Genomic DNA, 2,545 nt, shown 5'->3' with positions numbered 1-2,545 from the left:
GCCGCCCGATCCGCGGCACGCTTGCCCGCAACCTCGACCTCGCCAATTAACGGCCCGATCACCTCGGCCGCCAGATCATAAACAAGCTGCGCCTGCGCGCCGGTAAATCCCGCTTCATGCAACCGCGCATTCACCGCCGGATCAACCGCGCCCAACACCTCATCAACCGCAATCTCATATCCCTCAGGCGTTTCGGGAATGCTCGCCAGGTCAAGGGCCGCGCTGGCTTCACCGCCCTCAACTTCACCTTCCGGCAAAGCCCCGGCTTCCAAAACCCCGCCCCTGACAACATCTTCCAACACCACATCTTCCGCCGCCTCAGGCACCCCGCCCGCCACCTCGGCCGGACGCAACAGATTATCCCCTGCCCGCTGTCCGGCTTCTGGCCCCATCGGGTTCTGCTCAATCGTCATGATGCACTCTCCCCTCTCCGCGCAGCCTGTTTGCTGCCGGATTACTGTTTATAAAGTTGCGTTTTTCCTGATGAACGCTGCGCGTAGCAGCAAGGTCTGGATGCCCGCGTTCGCGGGCATGACGGGTGGAGGCGAAGGTCACGCCCCAACCTCTCCTGTCATTCCACCCTCCCCGTCACTCCCGCGAAAGCGGGAGTCCATAGCGCCGCATGCACCAAACTCACATCAAGCGCCCCACCTTCTCCGGCACAACCGCCGCCGAGCCACCAACAGAAAGGGCAACCTCACCCTTTATCCGCCGCGCCCCGCTCTACGCTGCCCCGTGCAAGCCGCACCATCTGCAAAACCAGTGCCCGCTGCCCTTCCCGCATCCAGATCGCCCGATCCGGGCTTTGCGGGCCAAGCGCGGTTCGAAGGATGCTGCGTTCAAGCTCCGCCAGAACCTTCTGCCCCGCGTGCGTGCCAAAACATTGCTGCCAATGCACCCGATCCACCTCACCGGCTTCATCCGTTTCGTCGGCGGCAGCCACCCCCTCGAACCAGTCCCAGCCACTCATAACGCGTCCTCCATAACGCCCGTCTCAACCATTGCCTCAACCGGCAAAACCGGCCGAAGCAAATGGTCCGGCACCCCGAACTGATCGGCAAGCCAGCGCACCATCTGTGGCATATCAACCTCGCCCAAGGCGTCCGGCCCCAGCGTCGCAATGCGCGATAACCAATCCATCGCCTGCCCGGCCTGCACCCGTTTGGGCAACTGGGCCAGCGGCGCGCTATGGCGCAACTGCACGACATCACCATCAAGGGGCATGTCAGGAAGCTCCCCACGCCGCACCAGAATATGGATCGCCCGGCGAATAAGCGGATAAAGCAGTTCCGCCTGCAACCTTCCATAAGTCGCCCCCAGCAACCGGGCATTTTCCGATGCACGTTCGAGAACCTCGGTCGCGGTCATGCCCGGCTGGTCACTTTGCCCCAGCCGGTCGGCCAGAAGGCAGCGCCGGATACGATCACGCAAATCAGACAGCACCAGATCGGAAACATCAAACCGCCCCGGCGCATCAAGCGGCGTTAACCCCGCCGAGCCCACCGCCTTCGGGATGATGCTGCCGGGCACCAGCCGGATCGCCGCCGGGTTCAAAACCCCGTCATCATCGGCCTGCCAGATGCCGGTCACCGCGATGGATGCGTTTTTAAGCACCAGCTCCACCACCTTGTTCGCCGTCTTGATATCCGGCAGCGCCTTCATCACCGGCGACCTGCCGTAAACCTCGCCCGGTGCTTTCATCCAGCGAAACGCGATATAGGGCGACACCTCAAACCGGTCCCGATGGATCACCCCATCTTCACCTGCCAAGCCACCCGAAATCTCCCCGCCATCGTCAAAAAACACACAAAGCTGATAGCCCGCCGAAATCCCCGGATCGGGCAGAACCGCCTCGACCACCGCATATCGTTTCGGGCTATCGCCCGCATCCCGGTCATCCCTTGGCAATTTCGCATCCGGCCATTGCCGGGCGATCTCGTCACGGGTCAGCGAAAATTTGCGAAACACCGCATCCATTTTGCCATCATGGCGTTCCTCGAATGCCACATCGCGCAGCGGCACCGCCGTAAACCGAAACGCCGACGGGCTTAAAAAATCATCCGCTTCAAGTCGAAGGCACGCCGTCCCCGCCGTCACCAGATCGAGAAACGCCTGATGCATCTCGACCGCGAAATTCGACCGGTCAAAATGCCCCTGCAAAATGCTGGCGGCCCGTGCCAGCCGTGCGGTCAGGATTTCCCGATCCGCATCCGCCACATTGCCGCCCGGCTCAAACGCGAACCAGCCGCCACTCGGCGGGGTGATTTCCGCCATCAGGCTTGCTGCAAGCTGCTCGACCGCATCCGGTGCCGTGGCATCAAACACCCGATCAAACTTCTTTTCCCCACCAGACACCCCGCCGGATGCTCCCGGCTGCTCGCTCGCCCCGTTGCGTTGCGGCAGGGCGAATTCATAACATTCCTGCCAATGGCGCATCCAACCGCGCTTCTGCCCCATCGCCGCCCGAAACCGGGCCCGCAAATCGGCAATCGCAATCGTCACGGTTTTGGTTCCGGCATTGCTGCGTGCCCCGGCTCTCGCCCCC

Annotated in this window: 3 protein-coding genes and 1 pseudogene; all 4 read right to left on the bottom strand. The window is 62.5% G+C overall.

Translation table 11 applies throughout. The annotated features are described in order from the left end of the window. Window positions 1–413 (bottom strand): annotated as a pseudogene (locus TH5_RS25060) (hypothetical protein); the annotation flags it as partial. Further along, complete coding sequence (locus TH5_RS25755; RefSeq protein ID WP_167443666.1) at window positions 403–555, bottom strand: hypothetical protein; 153 nt, start codon at window positions 553–555, stop codon at window positions 403–405. The gene TH5_RS25755 and the pseudogene TH5_RS25060, both read right to left, overlap by 11 nt. Window positions 556–697: 142 nt before the next feature. Then, the gene (locus TH5_RS25055; RefSeq protein WP_114124133.1) at window positions 698–970 is read right to left on the bottom strand and encodes a Bbp19 family protein; all 273 of its coding nucleotides are present in this window, start codon (window positions 968–970) and stop codon (window positions 698–700) included. Continuing rightward, on the bottom strand, window positions 967–2,545 hold a 1,579-nt coding region (locus tag TH5_RS25050), incomplete at its 5' end, for a portal protein (RefSeq protein ID WP_244205036.1). The genes TH5_RS25050 and TH5_RS25055, both read right to left, overlap by 4 nt.

Source organism: Thalassospira xianhensis MCCC 1A02616 (assembly GCF_003326475.1).
Classification (GTDB): Bacteria; Pseudomonadota; Alphaproteobacteria; order Rhodospirillales; family Thalassospiraceae; genus Thalassospira; species Thalassospira xianhensis.
Note: the sequence above shows the minus strand (reverse complement) of the source record. Positions and strands in the feature narration are given on the sequence as shown.

Excerpts from the sequence above, each read along its gene's own strand:
- TH5_RS25055 (WP_114124133.1), bottom strand. The coding sequence starts at position 970 with ATGAGTGGCTGGGACTGGTTCGAGGGGGTGGCTGCCGCCGACGAAACG.